Origin of the sequence: Methylibium sp. (assembly GCF_965279545.1) — a bacterium.
In the GTDB taxonomy this organism is placed as follows: Bacteria; Pseudomonadota; Gammaproteobacteria; order Burkholderiales; family Burkholderiaceae_C; genus Methylibium.
The window spans coordinates 3,490,801-3,511,222 of sequence record NZ_OZ257250.1 but is presented as its reverse complement, the minus strand read 5'-3'; the positions used below and the strand labels follow the sequence as shown (position 1 = coordinate 3,511,222).

Genomic DNA, 20,422 nt, shown 5'->3' with positions numbered 1-20,422 from the left:
GCGCGGAGTCGAATCTCCGCGCGCGCGCTTTCCGTCAGGTGTCCCCGGCCAGCAGCTCCACGTAGGCCGCATAGCTGAAGCAGCGGTTCTTCTTCTGCCCGGTCAGCTCGGTCACGATGCCCAGTTCCTCCAGCAGCTTCACCGCCGCCGTTGCCGTGGGGAAGGTGGTCTCCAGCTTCCGGCGCACCTGCTCGATGGTGAAGCGCGGCATCAAGGGCAGCAGCTCGAACAGGCGCAAGCCCACGGCGCCGACACGCGGTGCCGCCAGCAGGCGGCGGCGGTCGGCGGCCACCAGCGTGGCGATGGCCACGATGCTGCGCTCTGCATTGGAGGCAGCGGTTTCCACGCCGTCGAGGAAGGGGTGGATGGTCTCGAACTGCGCATGCACCAGCGCAATCCGCACCAGCGGCGGCAAGCCTGGCCGGGCGTCGTGAATGAAGCGTTCCAGGTCGCTCAGCAGGGCCGGCACGCGGTCGGGCGGCGGCGGCACGACCACGGCCCGGCCCGACCGCGCGCCGCCGATCCAGTTCTGCGAGCGGCGCAGTTCGCCCGGCTGCTTGCCCGCGCCGCGGACGCCGGCCAGCAGCAGCCGGTGTGCATCGCACAGCAGCCGCACGGTAAAGCAATCTTTAATTTGTGACGCGGCATTGAAAGAACGCTTTCAGACGCGTCCCTCCCCGCTGTTGAACTTGATTGCGCTTGATTTTCAACTCTCTCGCCACCACAATCCACCGCCTATGCACAAAGTTGTCCACAGAGAGTCCATAAAAGCGGCGCTTGCCGCCAAGGGCTGGGACCAAAAGCAACTGGCAGAAGAACTGGGCGTGAGCGGCCAGGCCGTCACGAACTGGATGAAGGGCGTGGACTTCCCCCGCCCCGCCACGCTGCTGAAACTGGCATCCACGTTGGCGCTGGGCTTCGACCAACTCGTGCTGGCCGATGAGGCCCATCAACCCGTGATCGCCTTCCGGAAGAAGGGCGGCACCAAGACCACAGAAGATCACGTTTCGCGCGCTCGCGCCATGGGCGCGCTGCTCAAGCCGCTGGTAGCTTACCTGCCGACGCGACAGTCGCTGCGAACTCAGATTTCGGATACCTCGCTGGCCTATGAGAGCCTCCAGGCCACGGCAGCAGCCGTACGCGCCAAGCTGGGCATCGGCCAGGAGGCCGTGCTCTCGTACGAGCACCTCATCGGCCAGTTTGCCGAGAACGACGCGGTCATCGTTCCCGTCATGTGGGGTGCCCGGAAAACGCACGAGAACGCGCTGCACATCCTGCTGCCCGCAGAAAAGGTCACCTTCATCTATCTGAACCTCGACACCCATCTAGAGGACTTCAAGTTCTGGATGGCGCACGAGCTGGCGCACGTCTTCACGCCGACATTGGCAGGCAAGGACGAAGGCGAGGACTTCGCCGATGCGTTTGCCGGTGCGTTGCTGTTTCCGCGGGAGCTGGCCCACCACGCCTATGTCAGCGCGAGCCAAAGGCGCACGTCCGGCAGCAGCATCGGTGCACTGCACGGCTTTGCTCAGCAGCACATGATCTCGCTCTACAGCGTATACAACGAGGTCAGCAAGTACGCCCACGCACTGGGCTTGCCGCCGTTGAAGACGACACCTCAGCAGGTGCACGCAACTCGCAATAGCGACAGCGTGCGAGGCGAACTGGTCAGCGCGACGCTCTTCCAGCCGCTACCGCCTGAACCCGCGACGTACATCGCGGCAGCGCACGGTGTCTTCAAGTCGGTCTTCTTTCCGGCCCTGCAGGCGATGCTGCGCGAACGCGGCACCGGCATCGGGTACGTGCAACAGGTGATGAGCATCGCGTTGCCGGATGCCCAGGCCATCCACGACGAGCTGACGCGTTGACTCTGGTTCTGCTCGACACCAACACCTATCTCCGGCTGGCCAAACGCATCAGACCGTTGCTCGGTGTGAAGTTCGGGCAGAAGGACTATGTGCTCACGGTGCTGAAGGACGTTGAAGACGAGGTTCGACGCAACCGGACGCTTCGCTCCAGGTTTCCGTGGTTCGACGACGAGGCGTTCGGCGCCGAGCGGGACGCCGCCCAGATTCGGCTGAATGCCGCCGAGAAGACCGCGCTGGGCAACGCCCACAGCGTGCTACGCGGCCATGTGCTGACCGATGTGGACCGGTACACCACCGGCAGGCGCGACCCGCCGTCCGACACGGACTGCCGTGTCCTGGCGTTTGGCCAGGTGCGCGACGCCATCGTGGTGACCGACGATCTGGGCATGCACCTGCTGGCAGCCGACTTCGAGCTGCCCATCTGGCACGGCTGGGAGTTGCTGGCCAAGATGAAGGCTGCCAAGAAGGTCGACAACGATCTCATCCGCGACATCTACGACGCGCTGGAGTGCAATGGCGACCTGACCGTCACGTGGTTGCAGGCCAAGCACACCGAGTTCGCCCGGATCTTCGGCCCGCGACGCGGGTAGTCGGTCGTTATGCCGAAGCGGCTTCGACGGTCGCAGAGGCCCTCCGGCGCAAGGCGGAATCAACGCTTGGTGACCACGATCTCCAGGTACTCGCTGGGCGCGACCATCGTGCCGTCCTCGGCGCGGTTGTAGCGGGCCATCAGCGCCATCAGGTCGGCCTCCAGCCGGGCCTGCGCGGCGAACAGCTCGTGGATGCGCGCGGCCGTGCCCCACAGCGCCGGCGACTCGATGCCCGCCGGCGGCGGCACGTGCTTGCCGATGGTCTTGAAGAGCTGGCCGGTGAAGCCGTCGGGCGTCCGGTTGGCCAGGCCGATGCGGCCCCCGGCCGGCTGTGTGGGACAGCGCACGGACAGACCGGCGCATAGCGCGTAGACACGGCTTTCTCACAACCACGACGAAAGCGACCGACCCGTGTCCAAAGCCACTGCAGCCCACAAGCACCGTACCAAGCTCCACGTACTCCGCGATCGACTCAAGCGCGCCACACGCGATGCCAAGCGCGGCCTCGCGGGCGCCGCCGAACGGGTGGCCGCGCACAGCGCGAAGCGCGCGGCCTACCGCGCTGCCAACCCCTGACCTCAGCCGCAACACAGCACGGGGGGACGACCGGCCAGCGGCTGAGCCGTTGTCCCCTACGGCGCGAGCGCCGGCCAGTCCAGCAGCTCCGTCAGCCGACTCACCACCCAATGCGCCTCTCCGGGCGTGACGACCGAATCGGCCGTCTGCAGGCCGCGAAGCAACTGCCCCAGCACGTCGAGTTCGGTGACGCCCAGGTCGGCGCGCGTCGCCACGGCGTGCTCGGTCAGCATCTGCGCCAGGTCTTCACACAGCTCGTAGCGCGCCGCGATGACCTCGCGGCTCTCGCTGGGCCGCGTGGCGCCACGGGGGATGAAGAGGTCGATGAACGAAGAGGGGACTTCGTTCTGGTTGATTTCGTACATCGTGTTTGATTCGTGTGGACCCGCCCGTTATGCATCAACCGTGTCGACTGACATCGGTGAGGCACCGGGTTGGCAAGGTCACGTATTCGACCAGTCGTCTGCAAGCCGCTCGGCCTGCTGCAACACTAGGCGGATCGCTTCTTCTTGCATGTCCGGCGGGTACTTGTGCCGCCGCAGCGTGATGCGCACTAGGTTGCGCAGTCGCGCGCGGATGCTGTCGCGTTTCTGCCAGTCCACCGTAGCGCTACCACGCAGCTTCTGCGTCAGCTCTTGCGCGATGAGCTTCAACACCGGGTCGCCCAGGTCGCGCACTGCGCTTTCGTTGTTGGCCAGCGCATCGTAGAAGGCCAGTTCCGACGGGTTCAGGCCCAGTTGGTCGCCGCGCTTGGCGGCTTCGCGGAACTCCTTGGCCATGGCGATCAGCTCTTCGATCACCTGCGCGCTTTCCACCGCGCGGCTGCGGTAGCGGTTCAGCGCGTCCTGCAGCCTGTCGCCGAACTTCTTCTCCAGCACCACGTTGGTCCGCGACCGTGAGCGCACCTCTTCGTTTAGCAGCTTGCGCAGCAGCTCCACGGCAAAGTTCTTCTGCGGCAGCTGGCGCACCTCTTCGAGGAAGGCGTCAGACAGGATTCCGATGTCCGGCCGGTCCAGGCCCGCCAGCTTGAAGATGTCGGCCACACCCTCGGCCACCACGGCGTTGTCGAGGATCTGCTTCAGCACCGCGTTGCGCTGGTCTTCCGAGAGCTTCTTGTCCGACTCGGTGGCCTTGGCGATCACGGTCTTGATGGCTTGGAAGAACGCGATCTCTTCGCGCAGCGCCACCGCCTCGTCCAGCGTGCCGCACAACGAGAAGGCCTTGGTGATGCCCAGCACCACGTCGGCCCAGCGCTTCTTGCCCTCGTCCTGGCTCAGCACGTGGTTGGCAGCCGGAATCAACAGCGTCACGGCCTTCGTGAGGTAGGCGCTGTAGTCGAAGCCGTGCAACCGGCCCCGCGCCACGTCCATCAGCTCTTTCAGCTTGGCCAGGGCCTCGGCGGCCTGCAGTGTGGGCTGGCCCTTGCCGCGGCTTTCGGTGTAGGTCTTCAGCGCGCTGCGCAGCTCGGCCGCGATGCCGATGTAGTCCACCACCAGGCCGCCCTGCTTGTCGCGAAACACGCGGTTCACGCGGGCGATGGCCTGCATGAGGTTGTGATCACGCATCGGCTTGTCCACGTACAGCGTGTGCAGGCAGGGCACGTCGAAGCCGGTGAGCCACATGTCGCGCACGATCACCAGCTGCAGCGGGTCGGCCGCGTCCTTGAAGCGCTTCTCCAGCAACTTCTTGGTGCTGCTGTTGGTGATGTGCGGCTGTAGCGCCGCGGGGTCAGCGGCGCTGCCCGTCATCACCACCTTCATGGCACCCTGCGCCGGGTCTGCGTTATGCCACGCTGGGCGCAACAAGCGGATCTCTTCGTACAGCTGCGCGCAGATGGCGCGGCTCATGCACACCACCATGGCCTTGCCGCTGAGCGCGGCGCTGCGCGCCTCGTAGTGCGCCACCAGGTCGGCGGCCACCTGCTTCAGCCGCGGCTCGGCGCCCACCAGCTTTTCCAGCTGCGCCCACTTGCCCTTCTCCGCTTCGCGCTGGGCCACGTCTTCTTCGTCTTCGAAGACCTCTTCCACCTCGGCGTTGAGCTGCTCGATCTGGGCCTGGTTGATGTCCAGCTTGGCGAGCCGGCTTTCGTAGTAGATCGGCACCGTGGCGCCGTCGTCCACCGCGTCCTGGATGTCGTAGACGCTCACGTAGTCGCCGAACACGGCGCGGGTGTCCTTGTCGGCACTCTCCACCGGCGTGCCGGTGAAGCCCACGAAGGTGGCACCCGGCAGCGCGTCGCGCAGGTGCTTGGCGAAGCCGTACTTGTAGGCGCCGGTCTTGCGGTCGAGCACGGCGCGCAGGCCGTACTGCGAACGGTGGGCCTCGTCGGCGATCACCACCACGTTGGTCCGGCTGGTCAGTTTCGGAAACTGCTCTTCGCCCGGCGCGGGTGCGAACTTCTGCACCGTGCTGAAGATGATGCCGCCGGCAGGCCGGCCCGCGAGCAGCGCGCGCAGTTCGTCGCGGTCATTGGCCTGCTGCGGCTGCTCTTTCAGCAGCGACCTGGCGCCAACGAAGGTCTGGAACAGCTGCCCGTCCAGGTCGTTGCGGTCGGTCACGATCACCAGCGTGGGGTTGCCCATGGCCGGCTCGCGCATCAACTTGGCGGCAAAGCACAGCATCGAGATGCTCTTGCCCGAGCCCTGCGTGTGCCACACGATGCCGCCCTTGCGCGAGCCCGGCTGCACCTCTTGCCCGTAGGTGGCACGCGGCTCCTGCGCCTGGCCGGCCGGCGGCGTGCTGGCGGCAATGACGGTGGCGCGCACCGCCTCGCGCACGGCGTGGAACTGGTGGTAGCCGGCGATCTTCTTGACGATGTGACCGTCGGCCTGCTCGAACAGGATGAAGGTGCGGATGTAGTCCAGCAGCAGCGCTGGCGCGAAAAAGCCGCGCACCACGGTTTCCAACTCGAACTGCAGCAGCGGCCGGTCGTTTTCGTTCTTCACCGTGCGCCAGGGCAGGTAGCGCTCGCGGCTGGCGGTGAGCGAGCCGATGCGCGCATGCAGCCCGTCGCTGATGACCAGCGCCTGGTTGAAGACGAACAGGTCGGGGATCTCGTCCTTGTAGGTCTGCAGCTGGTTGAAGGCGCTCCAGATGTCGGCGGTTTCACTGGCGGTGTTCTTCAGCTCCAGCACCGCGATGGGCAGGCCGTTGATGAAACACACCAGGTCGGGCCGGCGCGGTTTGCCTTTGCTGCCCTGCACGGTGAACTGGTTCACCACCAGGAAGCGGTTGCGTTCGGGGTTGTCGAAGTCGATCAGGCGCACGCGGTCGCCGCGCTTGAGGCCTTGGGCGTCGGTGATCTCGACCGGCACGCCGTCGCACAGCAGTTCGTGAAGGCGGCGATTGTTTTGCAGCAGCGATGGCTGATCCGGCCGTGAGACCAATGCGGCCGCCTCTTGCAGCACAACCGGCGGGGTTTGTGGGTTCAGCTGCGTGAGCGCCGTCTCCAACTCGCTGCTCAACACGACCTCGCGCCAGTCCTTTCGCACCGGGCTCTGAGCGTCCGGGGCAATGTCGGGTCCATGCCGGAACGTCCAACCCACATCCTGGAACCAGGTGAGGCACAAGCGCTCCAGCTCGTCTTCGCTGATCATGCGTGCCCCTAGACCGCGAACGACACGCGCCGCTGGGTGACGTCAACAGCCAACTCCAGCAACTGCTGGACAGCGCCATGCTCGCCGGCCGGGTACCAAAGCGGCTGAATGTTGAGGCGGATCAGGCGCGCCTCCTTCTGGCGCCGCGCGGCGTCGTCCGCCGGCATGGCCAGCACGGCATAGTGAACCGGCACCTCAAACCCACCGCCGTGAACAGCTGCGGCAAAGAGGTCCATCGTCCAGTCCTGTTCCAGGCTGCACCCCAGGAACAGGAGCGACTGCGAAACGAAGATCTGTCGCAGCGCCTTGGGCAAGGGCTTGGAGAAGTCGAACGGCTGCCCATAGGCAGCTTCGTACTGCTCCCGCGTCAGAACATGCGTGGCGCGGTTCTCGGCATCACCATGCAATTTGAGGATGCAGCGGTCCCCGCGCAGCATGCGGCCGAAGAAGTTGTGATCCTGAGCGCCGTGCATGTAGTGCTCGAAGCGCTGCTCGGCAAGCTCGTAGGTCTTTTCGATGGCATCGTCGAAGTTGGTGGTGACCACGCAGCCGCTGGCTAGCTTCGGCAAGAGCGTTACCGGGCCAGCCAATCGCAGTTCCCGAAGCCGATACATGGTGCTGATGAAGTTCGCCGTTTGCGCCGCGTCGTGTGCTGCCAATGCCTGCGCGGCCCGAAGGTACTCGCCGGCTGCGATGGTTTCCCTGATCTCCTCTTCGTTTGGAGGTACAAGCCTCCCGAGGAGTAGTCGAAGGGCGTCGCCCCACAAGGGCATGCCGCACGAAGCGGACAGACCCGCGCCAACGAAGGGAACCAATCGACCTCGGCCGATGGCCTGAATCAGATCGGCAAAGCGGTTCTCGTACGCATTGTTGGCGATCAACGCCCGCGCCGATTCATGCTTGGTGTCGTAGAGCTCGTTCTCCCACGCAGCGCGCTCGTTGGCGTAGGCGTCGCGGTCCACCCAGTAGAGCACTTTGCTCCGGGGATAACTCAGTTCCCCGATCTGGATCGAGTCTTCGCTATCAAAGTGCTCGTTGAACTCGGTCTGGCGTTCGTAGTCCGCAGCAAGGATGTCGAGTGCACGCTCGATGAGTGCTCGGTCGCTTTCACCGGGTTCCGTCATGGTGTGGCGGCCTCCAATTTGGGGACCAATTGGCCCGACATCAGTTTCGGCAACAGCTCGTCGCGAAGCTCAGCCAGCGTCTTTGCTTCCAGCCTGCGCTGGATCAGTTCCGCGACGATGGGTTTCATCACGGCGTCCATTGCCTCGAGGATTGGCGGCGGAGGCAGCAGAACCTGGGCGGCGGTCAGGTGTTTGCGCTGGATGTGCCCCATCGTGGTCGCCTTGTTGGCGGCGATCGCCCTGAACTCCGGCAGGTGGTGTTTGGTCCACAGGTAGGCGTACCAGCTCGGCACCATCGATGACGTGACCTTGAACAGGTGCTGATTGAGCGCGCCCTTGCCGCCACACCAGAACGCGACCTCCAGGCTGCCTGACCAGGAGAACAACAGGTCGCCGTCGTTGATGACGTAAGGGGCTGGCACGTTCTGGTTCGCTCGATCAGCAGACTTGATGTGACCCGCGCGTAGTTGGGTGATCTTGATCACGGGCAGCGACGCTTCGCCGTCGATCGGAGGGTACTTCTGTAGTGCCAATCCATTGAGATAGTCAGCCACGCTGTCCAGCGGACGCGTATCCCATTCGGTTGTCGGCCATTCGTGTTCAAAGTCCACGAACCAAGACTTGAAGATCGCCTGTGCGATGGTCTCCAGCGTCTGGCTTATGCGGCGGTTCAGTTCGATCCTGTCGTCGAACAAGATGAGCGGCCGAGAGACCGCTCGCTGCTGACGCACGCCGCGTGGCGCCACGACGTCCAGCCGCTCAAGCATCGCTTTGGTTAAGGCGTTTCGCGTTGCACCCGCGCTGGCTAGACTGAGTAGCTCCTCTTGCACGGCGGGCTGGATAAGGTAATAGCGAAGGAACGAAGGATCCAATCGTTCGGGGTCTGGTCGGACTATCGCTACGTGCTGATTCACCCTCGCAGGTAATACGCCTGCGGGGGCTTGACATACACGAGCGACGGAGTCGCCTGTGATGTTGACCAGTACATCTCCCTCCGCCACCGCGACATTTCGAAGTTCGAACGCGAGCTCTTCGCTGAGATAGGTCAGGCCTTCCCTGCTAAACCCGCTATTGAGCACGTTTTGACTCCGGATAAATGCCACGCCACTTGCTGCATAGACACTGCCGCCCCCACGCGGTGTTGCGCCACTGCCGATCTTTTGGCACACCTCACCGAGTCGCAAGGTAGTCCACGCGGCTGAGTCATTAGTCATTGACCGCTCCCTTCCGCCGTCAAGATGGAATTGAGCTTGACATTGATGTAGTAGTTCGACCTCCCCACCTTCACCTTCTGCACAAACCCCGCCCCCGCCAACGCATCCAGGTACTTGGTCGCCGTCAACCGCGACACCTTCAGGTCGCGCTCCACGAATTCGATCTTGGTGTAGGGGTGCATGAACAGGTTGTTGATGAGGTCCTGGCTGTAGAACTTGAAGTCAGCGCGGATGCGGTGCTTGTAGTCGAACAGCGCGGCCTTGATGTCGGTGACGGTGCGGATGGTCTGCTGTGCGGTGGTTTCCACCGCGGCCAGCAGGTACAGCACCCACTCCTGCCACAGCGCTGGCGCGTCGGCCTCTTCGCGCACCGCCTGCAGCAGGCGGTAGTAGTCGGGCTTGCTGCGCACGATGGCGCTGCTGAGGTAAAGCACCGGGATGTCCAGCAGCCCCTTGTTGACGAGGTACAGCACGTTGACGATGCGGCCGGTGCGGCCATTGCCGTCATAGAAGGGGTGGACGCTCTCGAACTGGTGGTGGGCGATGGCCATCTTGATCAACGGGTCAGCATCGAAGGCGCCGTCGTCGTTGATGAAGCGTTCCAGGTCGCTCATCAGCGCCACCACCTGCGCCGGGTCTTGCGGCGGGGTGTAGACCACGGTGCCGTGCTGGTCCTTCAGTGTGGTGCCGGGCAGCTTGCGAAAGCCGGCGTTGTTCTGCTCGAGCTCGGCCTGGATGGCCAGCATGTGGTTGGCGGTGAGCAGCCCCGTCTGCTGCACCAGGCCGTAGCCCACGCGCAGCGCCTGCACGTAGTGGCGTACCTCCTTGGCGGCGGGGGAGGCAAACAGGTCCGGGTAGGTGGCGCTGCGGAACAGTTCGTCGTGCGTGGTGACGATGTTCTCGATGGCCGAGCTGTCCTTGGCCTCTTGCAGCGCCAGCGTGTTGATGAGGATGGCCTGGTTGGGCATAGACGCCGCCAGGCCCTTCAGCTCGGCCAGCTTGCGGCCGGCGGTGACGGCCTTCTTCAGCACCGCCGGGGTTTCGAAGGTGGCGGGCTGCAGCCGGGTCAGCGGCTGCAGGGGCGGCAGGGCTGGCGCCGGCGTCACCACGGGCACTGGACCTTCAGGCCACCGGCCGGGCCGGCGTACATGGGAAATGTCGATGCGCTATGCATGTCGGCCACGATGTGTATAGGAATTTAGCTTTTTCTATACAAGTTGGCCAGCATCTGCATAGGTCAGGCGCTTCAGGCGGGGGTTTTGAGCGGGTAGCCCAGGCCCGCCAAGTTCTGGCGGATGGCCGCTTCCAGGCGGGCGCTTTCGGCGAACTGGTCGCTCAGGGTGGCGGTGAGGCGGGCCATCTTGTCTTCGAAAGGCTCGCCGTCCTCTTCTTGCGCCGCGGCGCCCACGTAGCGGCCGGGGGTGAGCACGTGGTCATGCGCGCGGATGTCGTCCAGCGTCACGGCTTTGGCGTAGCCGGGTTCGTCCACCGCCTCGCCGCGCTTCCAGGAGTGAAAGGTGTGGGCCACCTTAGCCACGTCTTCGGGCCTGAAGTCGCGCAACACGCGGTCTTTCATATAGCCCAGGTTGCGGGCGTCGATGAAGAGCACCTGGCCCTTGCGGTCTCGCCAGGCGGTGCTGCCTGATCCACGGGCGGCCTTGCTCTTGGTCAGGAACCAGATGCACGCAGGGATCTGGGTGTTGGTGAACAGCTGGCCGGGCAGGGCCACCATGCATTCGACCAGGTCGCCGGGCGCGTTGGCGCCGTTGCCCTCGATCAAGGCCCGGCGGATCTCGCCTTCGTTGTTGGTGTTGCTGCTCATGGAGCCGTTGGCCAACAGCAGCGCCATGCTGCCGTGGGGCGCCAGGTGGTGCACCATGTGCTGCAGCCACGCGAAGTTGGCGTTGCCGTCGGGCGGTATGCCGTACTTCCAGCGCACGTCGTCGTCTTTCACGCCCTCTTTCCACGCCTTCATGTTGAACGGCGGGTTGGCCATGATGAAGTCGGCGCGCAGGTCCGGGTGCATGGGGCGCGTGTAGGTACTGGCCGACTCTTTGCCGAAGTCGTAGTCCAGGCCCCGGATGGCCATGTTCATGCTGGCCAGGCGCCAGGTGGTGGGGTTGGCCTCCTGGCCGTAGATGCTGATCTGGCCCACCTTGCCGCCGTGCTCTTCCACAAAGCGCTCGCTCTGCACGAAGAAGCCACCGCTGCCGCAACAGGGGTCATACACGCGGCCCTGGTAGGGCTGCAGCATCTCCACGATGAGCGCGACGATGCTTTTGGGCGTGTAGAACTCGCCGCCACGCTTGCCGGCGGCGATGCTGAATTCGCCCAGGAAGTACTCGTAGACGTGGCCCAGGATGTCCTTGGCCTTGAGCGAGCTGCCGTTCAGCGGCTGGATAGTGGAGAACGCGTCGATCAGGCCGGGCAGCGCGTCGTCCACCCGCCAGCGGGCGTAGCTCTTGTCGAGCACGCCTTTCAGCTTGGGGTTGTCTTTCTCGATGGCTTCCAGCGCGTCGTCCAGCAGGCGGCCGATGCCTCTGAATTCGTACTCGAAGACCTTGCCGTTCCTGACCTGCAGCTTGGTGCCGGTGTCGACCTTGGCGTTGTCCTTGATGAAGTCCCAACGTGCCAACGCCGGCACCCAGAAGACGTTCTTCTCCAGGTAGTAGTCGCGGGCTTCGAGCTCTTGTTCGAGCATCTCACCGGCGTCTGCGCCCAGGTAGTAGTCGTGTTCGGGGTTGGTGAAAGCCGCTTGCAGTTCGGTGCGGCGTTCCTTGAAGGCGTCGGACACGTACTTCAGGAACACTAACCCCAGCACCACATGCATGTAGTCGCTGGGGTTGACATTGGACCGCAGCCGATCGGCAGCATTCCAAAGACGCTTGTCCAGGTCGCTGAGGAACTGTTGTTCTTCGATGTTCATCGGTGTCGGCTCCCACTTCTTGCCGCTGGCGACTGACCCGATCGCGTTAGTTGATGCCCGTCTATCACCATTGTTCTACCGGCCGATCCGCCGACTCAAACGTCGATGTTCGCCGCCCTCAAGGCATTCGCCTCGATGAACTCGCGCCGCGGCTCCACCTCGTCGCCCATCAGCATCGTGAACACGCGGTCGGCTTCGATGGCGTCGTCGATCTGCACGCGCAGCAGGCGGCGCACCGTGGGGTCCATGGTGGTTTCCCACAGCTGCGAAGGGTTCATTTCGCCCAGGCCCTTGTAGCGCTGGCGGCCCACGCTGTTCTCGGCCTGCAGCATCAGCCAGGCCATGGCCTGGCGGAAGTCGGCGACCTTGGCTTCCTTCTGCTTCTCGCCTTCGCCCTTCTTCACCACGGCGTCACCCGCCACCAGACCCTTGAAGGCGAGGCCGGCGGTGCTGAGGGCTTCGTAGTCGGCACCGTGCACGAAGTCGGCGGTGATGACGCTGCTCTTGGTGTTGCCGTGGTGGCGGCGGCTGATGCGCAGCAGGTGCTTGTCGGTGCGGGCGTCGAATTCGGCGCTCACGTCGGCGTCGTGCAGCGCAGCCTTCAGCGCGGCGGCCGAGGTCTCGGCCTCGGCCAGGGTGTCGAGCTTCAACACCAGGCCGTCGGCAATGGCGCGCAGAGCCTCCACGTCCATCCAGTTGGTGAGGCGGGAGGTCACGTTGTTGGCCAGCACGTACTGGCGCGCCAGCGCTTCCAGCGCTTCGCCCAGCAGTACCGTGCCGCCCACGCCGGTTTCGAGTTGCGCGTCGCGCAGCGCCACGCGCAGCAGGTAGGCGTCGAGTTCGTGGCCGTCCTTCAGGTACTGCTCTTCCTTGCCGAGCTTCACCTTGTAGAGCGGCGGCTGCGCGATGTAGATGTGGCCGCGCTCCACGATCTCGGGCATCTGGCGGTAGAAGAAGGTGAGCAACAGGGTGCGGATGTGGGCACCGTCCACGTCGGCATCGGTCATGATGATGATGCGGTGGTAGCGCAGCTTGTCGGGGTTGTATTCGTCCTTGCCGATGCTGGTGCCCAGCGCCGTGATGAGCGTCAGGATTTCATTGCTCGTTAGGAGCTTCTCGAAGCGGGCTCTTTCCACGTTCAGGATCTTGCCGCGCAGCGGCAGGATCGCCTGGAACTTGCGGTCGCGGCCCTGCTTGGCGGAGCCGCCGGCGGAGTCGCCCTCCACGATGTAGATCTCGCAGAGCGCGGGGTCCTTCTCCTGGCAGTCGGCCAGCTTGCCAGGCAGGCCCATGCCGTCGAGCACGCCCTTGCGGCGCGTCATCTCTCTCGCCTTGCGGGCGGCCTCGCGGGCCCGCGCGGCCTCGACGATCTTGCCGCAGATGATCTTGGCGTCGATCGGGTTCTCGAGCAGGTAGTCGTTGAGCAGCTTGCCGACGATCTCCTCCACCGGGCCGCGCACTTCGCTGGACACCAGCTTGTCCTTGGTCTGGCTGCTGAACTTGGGCTCTGGCACCTTCACGCTGACCACGCAGGCGAGGCCTTCGCGCATGTCGTCGCCGGCAATCTCGACCTTGGCCTTCTTGGCGAGTTCGTTGTCCTCGATGTACTTGTTGATCACGCGCGTCATCGCCGCGCGCAGGCCGGTGAGGTGGGTGCCGCCGTCGCGCTGCGGGATGTTGTTGGTGAAGCACAGCACCTGCTCGCTGTAGCCGTCGTTCCACTGCATCGCGACCTCGACACCGATGTTGGTGTTGAACTCGCTCATCTTGTCGCCCAGCGCGTGGAAGATGTTGCCGTGCAGCACCTTCTTGCCGGTGTTGATGAACTCGACGAAGCCCTTCACGCCGCCCGCGTAGGCGAAGTTGTCTTCCTTGGCGTTGCGCTCGTCGACCAGGCGGATCTTCACGCCGTTGTTCAGGAAGCTCAGCTCGCGCAGGCGCTTGGCCAGCACGTCGTAGTGGAAATCGATGTTGGTGAAGATCTCTTCGTCGGGCAGGAAGTGCACCTCGGTGCCGCGCTTCTCGGTCTCGCCGGTGACGGCCATCGGCGACACCTCGAAGCCGCCCCGCATCTCGAGCATGCGGTCCTGCGGGAAGCCGCGGCGGAACTCCATGAAGTTGACCTTGCCCTCGCGGCGCACCGTGAGGCGCAGCCACTTGGAGAGCGCGTTGACGCAGCTCACGCCCACGCCGTGCAGGCCGCCCGAGACTTTGTAGCTGTTCTGGTTGAACTTGCCGCCGGCGTGCAGCTCGGTCAGCGCGATCTCGGCCGCACTGCGCTTGGGCTCATGCTTGTCGTCCATCTTCACGCCGGTGGGGATGCCGCGGCCGTTGTCGATGACGCTGATGGAGTTGTCGGAGTGGATGGTGACGACGATGTCGTCGCAGTGTCCAGCCAGGGCCTCGTCGATGGAGTTGTCGACCACCTCGAACACCAGGTGGTGCAGGCCGGTGCCGTCGGAGGTATCGCCGATGTACATGCCGGGGCGCTTGCGCACCGCCTCCAGGCCTTCCAGGATCTGGATCGAGCCTTCCCCATAGGCCACCGACGCTTCCGAACCGACCGAGATCGCATGCCCTTCGGCCGACGGCACAGGCTGTTGCGTGACGCCGCTCTTCGGGTCGTGCTGAGGGGTGGTGGGTTCGGTCATGGCTTCAAGCAAGAGGGCCGCTGCGCGGCCCGGGTGTCCATCAAACTAGAACCCCCGCCTGGCGGGGGCAGGGGGTGCAAACATGGTCGGCATGCAATGCCGATGAGGAAATGACGCAAGGCGTCAGATCCTCATCGGCATCACCACGTACTTGAAGCCGCTCTGTTCGGGCACCGTGAAGAGGGCCGAGCTGTTGGAGTCCTGCAGCGACAGCGTGACCATCTCCTGGCCCATGTTGGCCAGCACGTCCATCAGGTAGGTAACGTTGAAGCCGATCTCGATGGCGTCGCCGCCGTAGTCGACCTCGAGCTCTTCCTTGGCCTCTTCCTGCTCGGCATTGCTCGACGCGATGCGCAGGCTGCCGGGCTCGAAGTTCAGGCGCACGCCCTTGAACTTCTCGCTCGTCAGGATGGCCGCGCGCTGCAGGCTCGACAGCAGCGGTGCGCGGCCCAGCGTGACATGGTTCTTGTGGTTCTTGGGGATCACGCGGTTGTAGTCGGGGAACTTGCCCTCGACCAGCTTGGTGACGAATTCCATGCCGGAGAAGACGAACTTGGCCTGGTTGCCGGCGAAGCGCATTTCGATCGGCGCGTTCTCGGCTTCCTTGTCGTCGCGCAGCAGGCGCTGCAGCTCGAGCACGGTCTTGCGCGGCAGGATGACTTCCTGCTTGGGCATTTCGACATCGAGCGTGGCCTGGGCCAGCGCGAGACGGTGGCCGTCGGTGGCCACCAGCGTGAGGCTCTTGCCTTCGGCGACGAACAGGATGCCGTTGAGGTAGTAGCGGATGTCGTGCACCGCCATCGCGAAGTGCACCTGGGCGATCAGGGCCTTCAGCGACTTCTGCGGCACGCTGAAGGCCGGGCCGAAGTCGGCCGCCTCCTGCACCAGCGGAAAGTCCTCGGCAGGCAGCGTCTGCAGCGTGAAGCGGCTCTTGCCGCCGGTGAGCGTGAGCTTGTTCTGCGCGCTGCTGAGCGTGACGTTCTGGTCGGCCGGCAGGGTGCGCAGGATGTCGATCAGCTTGCGGGCCCCGACGGTGGTGCTGAAGTTGCCGGCGTCGCCATCGAACTCGGCCTGCGTTCGGACCTGGATCTCGAGGTCACTGGTCGTGAACTCGATTGCGTTGCCGGTCTTGCGCAGCAGCACGTTGGCCAGCACCGGCAAGGTGTGGCGTCGCTCCACGATGCCCGACACGGCTTGCAGTGCACCCAGAAATTTTTCCTGCGGGCTCTTCAAGACAATCATTTAAACCTCTTGAGGTAGTCGTTTTAGTAGGGGCTGGCACTTCATGTGGACAAGGCCATTTTCGCTTGTTCCGGCAGTCACTTAGCCGGGTTTCAACCCTGTGGGCGGTGGCTCGGTTTGCGCGGGACTCACAGACAACAAGTCGGGCGCGGCTCGGCAGGCTGTGGATGACTCCCTGTTTGTGCGGAACTTGTCCCCAGCCTTGTCACTTGACGGCGTGTACTTCGGCATGCTTCAGCCCTTGAGCGTCTGTTCCAGCACGTGCAGCTGCTGGTTCAACTCGGTGTTCTTGCCGCGCTCGCCGCCGATCTTGCGCACGGCATGCAGCACGGTCGTGTGGTCGCGGCCACCGAACAGCTCGCCGATCTCGGGCAGGCTCTTCTGCGTCAGCTCCTTGGCCAGGTACATCGCGATCTGGCGCGGCCGGGCGATGCTGGCCGGGCGCTTCTTGGAGTACATGTCGGCCACCTTGATCTTGTAGAAGTCGGCCACGGTCTTCTGGATGTTCTCGACGCCGACCTGGCGGTTCTGGATCGACAGCAGGTCCTTCAGGGCCTCGCGGGCGAGCGCGATGCTGATGTCCTTCTGGCTGAAGCGCGCATAGGCCAGCACCTTGCGCAGCGCGCCTTCGAGCTCGCGCACGTTGGCGCGCACGTTCTTCGCGACGAAGAAGGCCACGTCCTCGGGCATAGGCGTGCCTTCGACGTCGGACTTCTTCATCAGGATCGCCACGCGCATCTCCAGCTCGGGCGGCTCGATCGCCACCGTCAGCCCGGCGTCGAAGCGCGAGGTCAGGCGCTCGTCGATGTCGGCCAGCCCCTTGGGGTAGGTGTCGCTGGTCATGATGATGTGCGCGCGCTTGGCCAGCAGCGCCTCGAAGGCGTTGAAGAACTCCTCCTGGGTGCGCTCCTTGCCGGCGAAGAACTGCACATCGTCGATCAGCAGCAGGTCGAGCGAGTGGTACTTGGCCTTGAGCTCGTCGAAGGTCTTGCGCTGGTAGTTCTTCACCACGTCGGTGATGAACTGCTCGGCGTGCAGGTAGAGGATGCGGGCGTCGGGCTTGTCGCGCAGCAGCGCGTTGCCCACCGCGTGGATCAGGTGCGTCTTGCCCAGGCCGACGCCGCCGTAGATGAACAGCGGGTTGTACATGACGCCGGGCGCGCCGGCCACGTGCAGTGCGGCGGTGCGGGCCATCTGGTTGGCGCGGCCCGGCACCAGGGTGTCGAAGGTCAGCGCGGTGTTGAGGCGGTGCTTGGGCAGCTGCGCCGCGGCCGGTGCGGCAGGCGGGTGGTTCGCGGAGACCGAGGGCGCGCCGAGCCATTGACCGGCGGCCTGCGGGTGGCCGTTGACGCGGGGTGCCTCGGCCGGCGACAAGCGCAGCGGGGCTTCGCGGGCTGCGAGCTGCAGGTCCAGGCGGACCGGTTTGCCGGCGAGATCGCTCAGCACGGACTCGATGCGCGCCGCGTACTGCGTGCGGATCCAGTCGAGCTTGAAGCGGTTGGGTACGCGCAGCGTGGCCACGGCCGTCTCGCCGCGGTCGACGAGTTCGGCCGCGGGCAGGGGACGGATCCAGGTGTTGAACTGCTGCTCGGGCAGCTCGGTCGCCAGGCGTTCGCAGCCCCGTGACCAGACGTCAGCGCTCATCTTTCTTGTGGACAATTCTTTCTTCAGCCGGGCGATTCTAGCGGTCGCCAGCGGCTGAAAACGTGGTTATCCACAGTCTTTGCGACGGCGCTTGCCGGTCCGCAGGCCCAGGCTTCTCGGTGCAAGTCGTTGACCGAAAAGGGGATTTTTGATGTAATCACTGGTTTCCCGCATCGGGTTCGCGGCTGGTCCGGGCTGTCGCCCGCGCCGCTGCAGGCTCACTGCAGCACCGCCCCCGGGTCTTGATCCTGCCCGGAGGCACGCTGCGCACCCCATGCCCCCGCATCGCCCGTCCAGGGGCCAGAGGCTCACATGAAACGCACTTACCAACCTTCGAAGATCCGCCGCGCCCGCACCCATGGTTTCCTCGTGCGCATGAAGACGCGCGGTGGCCGCCACGTGCTCAACGCACGCCGCGCCAAGGGCCGCAAGCGCCTGGGCCTCTGATCCAGACGTTTCCCGCTCCCGAGGCGTGAGCCGCACCACCGCCGCAGCGGGGTTGCGCGCTGCCGACTTCGAGCGGGTACTCGCCAAGCGTCCCTGTGCCCGGTCCGAGCACTTCGTGTTGCACCACCTGGCCGTCGCCGAAGACGGGGTTGCTGGAGAGTTGTCAACACCGCCCGGTGTGCCGCCCACGGTCCTTGTGGATGAGCGACTCCGGTTCGGTCTCGTGATCCCCAAGCGCCATGCACGCCGCGCCGTGACGCGCAGCCTGATCAAGCGGCAGGGGCGCGGCGCATTCCAGCGCTGTGCGGGCGGGCTGTCGGCCGGCGATTGGGTCCTGCGCCTACGCAGCCCGTTCTCGCCGGCACAGTTTCCGAGCGCGGCATCGAATGCCTTGCGCGCCGCCGTGCACGGTGAACTGGCCGCCTTGTTCCAGATCGCGGCCGGGGGCCGCCGATGAGCCCGCGCCTGTCGTGCCTCCCGCAGCGCTTGCTGATGGGTGCGGTACGGGCCTATCGCCTGCTGCTCAGCCCCTGGCTGGGCAGCAGCTGCCGCTTCACACCCAGTTGCTCGGCCTATGCGCTCGAGGCGCTGGAACGTCACGGTGCCCTGGGCGGCAGCTATCTCGCCACGCGGCGCCTGTTGCGCTGTCATCCGGCCTGCTCCGGTGGCCACGACCCGGTTCCCGCCCAGCCGCCCGGCTGGCTGGGCGGTCGCGAGGCCTCCGGTCGGTCCCCTTCCTCCCATGAGGTCGCCGCGTCGGCGCCTCGTCCTCCCTGCGAGATCTCGTCATGACCGATATGCGCCGCACCCTGCTGTGGGTGGTGTTCACGATGTCGCTCGTCCTGCTGTGGGACGCGTGGAACAAGCACAACGGCCAGCCGTCGCTGTTCGGCCCCTCGTCGCGGCCGGTGGCGGCGAGCGCGGCGCCGGCCTCCGGCACGCTGCCCGAGGCCACCCCGGGGACGCCCGCCGCGGCCGCGGCGGGCACGCCGCCGGTGGTGGCTGCAGCGGCATCTGCCGCCACGCCGACGGTGACCGTGAGCACCGACGTGCTGAAGCTGACCCTCGATGCGCGCGGCGGCGACGTGGTGCGCGCCGAGCTGCTGACCCAGATCGACCAGAACGACCGCACCAGGAACGTGGTGCTGTTCGACCGTTCGAAGGACCATGTCTATCTGGCGCAGACTGGCCTGATCGGTGCGCCCGACCTGCCCACGCACCTGACGGCGCTGCAGTTGCAGCCGGGCGAGACGGCGCTGGCCGCCGGGCGCGACGCGCTCAGCGTGGTGTTCGAGTCGCCCGAGCAGGGCGGTGTGAAGCTGAGGAAGACCCTCACCCTCGAGCGCGGCAGCTATGCGGTCGACGTGAAGCATGAGGTCGTCAACACCTCGACCGCGCCGGTGTCACCGGTGCTCTACCTGCAGCTGGTGCGTGACGCCAGCGTCGAGGGCCACAGCAGCTTCCTGAGCGCGCCACAGTCGTTCACCGGGCCGGTGGTGTACACCGACGCCAGCAAGTTCCAGAAGGTCGATTTCAAGGCGATCGAGAAGGGCAACGCCGACTACAACAAGAGCGCCGACAACGGTTGGGTCGCGATGGTGCAGCACTATTTCTTCTCGGCCTGGCTGCACAACGACAAGGCGCCGCGGGAGTTCTACACGCTGAGGCACACGGACTTCGGCCTACCCGTCTATGCCGTCGGTGAGAAGCTCCCGCTGGGCGAGATCGCACCGGGCACGAGCAAGAGCATCGACAGCGTGCTGTTCATCGGCCCGCAGGAAGAAAAGAAGCTCGAAGCGCTGGCGCCCGGGCTCGAGCTGGTCAAGGACTACGGCTGGTTCACGATCATCGCCAAGCCGCTGTTCTGGCTGCTCGACCAACTGCACAAGCTGATCGGCAACTGGGGCTGGGCGATCGTCGCGCTGGTGGTGCTGCTGAAGGCGGCGTTCTACTGGCTCAATGCGAAGGCCTATTCGTCGATGGCGAAGATGAAGGCCATCAACCCGAAGATCACCGAGATGCGCGAGCGGCTGAAGGACAAGCCGCAGCAGATGCAGCAGGAGATGATGCGCATCTACAAGGAGGAGAAGGTCAACCCGCTGGGCGGCTGCCTGCCGATCCTGGTCCAGATGCCGGTGTTCATCGCGCTGTACTGGGTGCTGCTGTCGAGCGTGGAGATGCGCAACGCGCCCTGGCTGGGCTGGATCACGGACCTGTCGGTCAAGGACCCGCTGTTCATCCTGCCGCTCGTGATGACCGGCACCACGATGCTGCAGACCTGGCTGAACCCGACGCCGCCGGACCCGATGCAGGCCAAGATGATGTGGATCATGCCGCTGATGTTCTCGGTGATGTTCTTCGTGTTCCCGGCCGGCCTGGTGCTGTACTGGATCACCAACAACCTGCTGTCGATCGTGCAGCAGTGGGTGATCAACCGGCGGCTGGGCGTGAACTGAGCGGCGCCCCCGGCGCCGGACCGAGCCCGCCGCGCGCCGAGTGATGCAACGCCCCGCCTCGCGGGGCGTTGTGCCTTGCGGGCCGACA

At 65.1% G+C, this 20,422-nt stretch carries 18 protein-coding genes; 7 read left to right on the top strand and 11 right to left on the bottom strand.

Annotated features, from left to right (window positions below; translation table 11 throughout):
• Positions 1-34: 34 nt before the first annotated feature.
• Entirely contained in the window at positions 35-616 is a 582-nt protein-coding gene (locus ACQY9S_RS16500) for a Fic family protein (protein ID WP_428421105.1), read from the bottom strand.
• A gap of 121 nt (positions 617-737) precedes the next feature.
• On the opposite strand from ACQY9S_RS16500, the gene ACQY9S_RS16495 reads away from it, so the two are divergent.
• Positions 738-1,868, top strand: a complete 1,131-nt coding sequence (locus tag ACQY9S_RS16495) for an ImmA/IrrE family metallo-endopeptidase (protein ID WP_428421104.1) — start codon at positions 738-740, stop codon at positions 1,866-1,868.
• Complete coding sequence (locus ACQY9S_RS16490; protein WP_428421103.1) at positions 1,865-2,458, top strand: hypothetical protein; 594 nt, start codon at positions 1,865-1,867, stop codon at positions 2,456-2,458. Before ACQY9S_RS16495 ends, ACQY9S_RS16490 begins: the two co-directional genes overlap by 4 nt.
• A gap of 59 nt (positions 2,459-2,517) precedes the next feature.
• On the opposite strand, the gene ACQY9S_RS16485 is transcribed toward ACQY9S_RS16490, so the two are convergent.
• Positions 2,518-2,805 carry a hypothetical protein gene (locus ACQY9S_RS16485; protein WP_428421101.1) on the bottom strand — a complete coding sequence of 96 codons (288 nt, stop codon included), beginning with the start codon at positions 2,803-2,805 and terminating at the stop codon, positions 2,518-2,520.
• Positions 2,806-2,869: 64 nt separating this feature from the next.
• Between ACQY9S_RS16485 and ACQY9S_RS16480 the strand changes: the two genes are divergently transcribed.
• Positions 2,870-3,034, top strand: a complete 165-nt coding sequence (locus ACQY9S_RS16480; RefSeq protein WP_353094699.1) for a hypothetical protein — start codon at positions 2,870-2,872, stop codon at positions 3,032-3,034.
• Positions 3,035-3,090: 56 nt separating this feature from the next.
• On the opposite strand, the gene ACQY9S_RS16475 is transcribed toward ACQY9S_RS16480, so the two are convergent.
• From ACQY9S_RS16475 to dnaA, 9 genes are all read right to left on the bottom strand, one after another.
• Positions 3,091-3,399: an ATPase with chaperone activity gene (locus ACQY9S_RS16475; RefSeq protein ID WP_428421099.1), complete on the bottom strand. Its 309-nt coding sequence runs from the start codon at positions 3,397-3,399 to the stop codon at positions 3,091-3,093.
• 78 nt (positions 3,400-3,477) lie between these two features.
• Positions 3,478-6,627 (bottom strand): type I restriction endonuclease subunit R, encoded by a 3,150-nt coding sequence (locus ACQY9S_RS16470; protein ID WP_428425786.1) that lies wholly within the window; start codon positions 6,625-6,627, stop codon positions 3,478-3,480.
• Positions 6,628-6,638: 11 nt separating this feature from the next.
• Positions 6,639-7,754: an SIR2 family NAD-dependent protein deacylase gene (locus ACQY9S_RS16465; protein ID WP_428421097.1), complete on the bottom strand. Its 1,116-nt coding sequence runs from the start codon at positions 7,752-7,754 to the stop codon at positions 6,639-6,641.
• The gene (locus tag ACQY9S_RS16460) at positions 7,751-8,968 is read right to left on the bottom strand and encodes a restriction endonuclease subunit S (RefSeq protein WP_428421095.1); all 1,218 of its coding nucleotides are present in this window, start codon (positions 8,966-8,968) and stop codon (positions 7,751-7,753) included. Before ACQY9S_RS16460 ends, ACQY9S_RS16465 begins: the two co-directional genes overlap by 4 nt.
• Positions 8,965-10,074 (bottom strand): Fic family protein, encoded by a 1,110-nt coding sequence (locus ACQY9S_RS16455; protein WP_428421093.1) that lies wholly within the window; start codon positions 10,072-10,074, stop codon positions 8,965-8,967. The genes ACQY9S_RS16460 and ACQY9S_RS16455 overlap by 4 nt, the downstream gene beginning before the upstream one ends.
• Positions 10,075-10,214: 140 nt before the next feature.
• Entirely contained in the window at positions 10,215-11,894 is a 1,680-nt protein-coding gene (locus ACQY9S_RS16450) for a type I restriction-modification system subunit M (protein ID WP_428421092.1), read from the bottom strand.
• Positions 11,895-11,989: 95 nt separating this feature from the next.
• Positions 11,990-14,545, bottom strand: a complete 2,556-nt coding sequence (gene gyrB / locus ACQY9S_RS16445) for a DNA topoisomerase (ATP-hydrolyzing) subunit B (protein ID WP_428421091.1) — start codon at positions 14,543-14,545, stop codon at positions 11,990-11,992.
• Positions 14,546-14,668: 123 nt separating this feature from the next.
• Positions 14,669-15,787: a DNA polymerase III subunit beta gene (dnaN, locus tag ACQY9S_RS16440; RefSeq protein ID WP_428421090.1), complete on the bottom strand. Its 1,119-nt coding sequence runs from the start codon at positions 15,785-15,787 to the stop codon at positions 14,669-14,671.
• Positions 15,788-16,021: 234 nt separating this feature from the next.
• Complete coding sequence (gene dnaA / locus ACQY9S_RS16435) at positions 16,022-17,431, bottom strand: chromosomal replication initiator protein DnaA (RefSeq protein WP_428421088.1); 1,410 nt, start codon at positions 17,429-17,431, stop codon at positions 16,022-16,024.
• A gap of 312 nt (positions 17,432-17,743) precedes the next feature.
• Here dnaA and rpmH point away from each other — a divergent pair, with 312 nt between their 5' ends.
• Genes rpmH through yidC form a run of 4 tightly spaced genes read left to right on the top strand, consistent with a single transcriptional unit; the run spans position 17,744 to position 20,334 of the window.
• Positions 17,744-17,878, top strand: coding sequence for a 50S ribosomal protein L34 (rpmH, locus tag ACQY9S_RS16430; RefSeq protein ID WP_309626229.1), 135 nt, complete (start codon positions 17,744-17,746; stop codon positions 17,876-17,878).
• A gap of 25 nt (positions 17,879-17,903) precedes the next feature.
• The gene (locus ACQY9S_RS16425; protein ID WP_428421086.1) at positions 17,904-18,335 is read left to right on the top strand and encodes a ribonuclease P protein component; all 432 of its coding nucleotides are present in this window, start codon (positions 17,904-17,906) and stop codon (positions 18,333-18,335) included.
• Positions 18,332-18,670 (top strand): membrane protein insertion efficiency factor YidD, encoded by a 339-nt coding sequence (gene yidD, locus ACQY9S_RS16420; RefSeq protein ID WP_428421084.1) that lies wholly within the window; start codon positions 18,332-18,334, stop codon positions 18,668-18,670. The genes ACQY9S_RS16425 and yidD overlap by 4 nt, the downstream gene beginning before the upstream one ends.
• Entirely contained in the window at positions 18,667-20,334 is a 1,668-nt protein-coding gene (gene yidC, locus ACQY9S_RS16415; RefSeq protein ID WP_428421082.1) for a membrane protein insertase YidC, read from the top strand. Before yidD ends, yidC begins: the two co-directional genes overlap by 4 nt.
• Positions 20,335-20,422: the final 88 nt, after the last annotated feature.

What these genes read in the sequence shown, in the direction of transcription:
- ACQY9S_RS16495 (WP_428421104.1), top strand. Translation starts at nt 738, where the DNA reads ATGCACAAAGTTGTCCACAGAGAGTCCATAAAAGCGGCGCTTGCCGCC.
- ACQY9S_RS16475 (WP_428421099.1), bottom strand. Translation starts at nt 3,399, where the DNA reads ATGTACGAAATCAACCAGAACGAAGTCCCCTCTTCGTTCATCGACCTC.
- ACQY9S_RS16465 (WP_428421097.1), bottom strand. Translation starts at nt 7,754, where the DNA reads ATGACGGAACCCGGTGAAAGCGACCGAGCACTCATCGAGCGTGCACTC.
- ACQY9S_RS16460 (WP_428421095.1), bottom strand. Translation starts at nt 8,968, where the DNA reads ATGACTAATGACTCAGCCGCGTGGACTACCTTGCGACTCGGTGAGGTG.
- ACQY9S_RS16450 (WP_428421092.1), bottom strand. Translation starts at nt 11,894, where the DNA reads ATGAACATCGAAGAACAACAGTTCCTCAGCGACCTGGACAAGCGTCTT.
- gyrB (WP_428421091.1), bottom strand. Translation starts at nt 14,545, where the DNA reads ATGACCGAACCCACCACCCCTCAGCACGACCCGAAGAGCGGCGTCACG.
- dnaN (WP_428421090.1), bottom strand. Translation starts at nt 15,787, where the DNA reads ATGATTGTCTTGAAGAGCCCGCAGGAAAAATTTCTGGGTGCACTGCAA.
- dnaA (WP_428421088.1), bottom strand. Translation starts at nt 17,431, where the DNA reads ATGAGCGCTGACGTCTGGTCACGGGGCTGCGAACGCCTGGCGACCGAG.
- rpmH (WP_309626229.1), top strand. Translation starts at nt 17,744, where the DNA reads ATGAAACGCACTTACCAACCTTCGAAGATCCGCCGCGCCCGCACCCAT.
- yidD (WP_428421084.1), top strand. Translation starts at nt 18,332, where the DNA reads ATGAGCCCGCGCCTGTCGTGCCTCCCGCAGCGCTTGCTGATGGGTGCG.
- yidC (WP_428421082.1), top strand. Translation starts at nt 18,667, where the DNA reads ATGACCGATATGCGCCGCACCCTGCTGTGGGTGGTGTTCACGATGTCG.